Origin of the sequence: Komagataeibacter nataicola (assembly GCF_003207795.1) — a bacterium.
In the GTDB taxonomy this organism is placed as follows: Bacteria; Pseudomonadota; Alphaproteobacteria; order Acetobacterales; family Acetobacteraceae; genus Komagataeibacter; species Komagataeibacter nataicola.
In genome coordinates this window covers 1-581 of sequence record NZ_NIRT01000098.1, presented here as the reverse complement: position 1 = coordinate 581, position 581 = coordinate 1, and the positions used below count along the sequence as shown (strand labels likewise).

Sequence of the window (581 nt, the reverse complement as noted above, 5' to 3'; positions counted from 1 at the left end):
CAGGTCCACCGTGCCGCCTGAAAGTGTGACATCGGTCACGTTGGTTACCGACGTGCTGGCGGCATAGGCGATCTGGATCAGGCGCGAATAGCTGGCCGAGGCCCCGATGGCGAGGCTGTTGAGGTAGGTTGCGATATTGGTGCTGATGGTGGCCTGCACGGTGGTGAGGTCGCCGGTAGCGCCCACGGTCACGGTCATGGTGACGGGCGGGCGCACCACGTTAGGCCGCACGACCTGAATGGACACGGCGGCAGGCCGCACGTCATCCACCGCCGCATAGACCTGATCAATCACGCTGTCGGACACATCGCCCGAGCCATCATCGACAAACACCACCACGTTGCCGGGCAGGAAAGCGCCAGACGTGTCCACGTTCTCGAGCACCTGATAGATCAGGTCGGCGGATACATCGGTCACTGCGTTCTCGATAGCCGAAACCGTCGCCTTGGAGCGGCTGTTGATGTAGGAGACGAACCGCGTGCGCAGCGCCGCATCCGTCTCGCCATCGCTGCCATTGGTGAGCGCCGTGGTGTTGGTCACGGTGTCGATGCCCGATATGGCCGTGCCCAGCAGGCAGATGG

Annotated in this window: 1 protein-coding gene; it reads right to left on the bottom strand. The window is 63.3% G+C overall.

Translation table 11 applies throughout. The annotated features are described in order from the left end of the window. Positions 1 to 581 (bottom strand): baseplate J/gp47 family protein (locus tag CDI09_RS17435; RefSeq protein WP_211308951.1); only part of this gene is annotated, 581 nt, incomplete at both ends.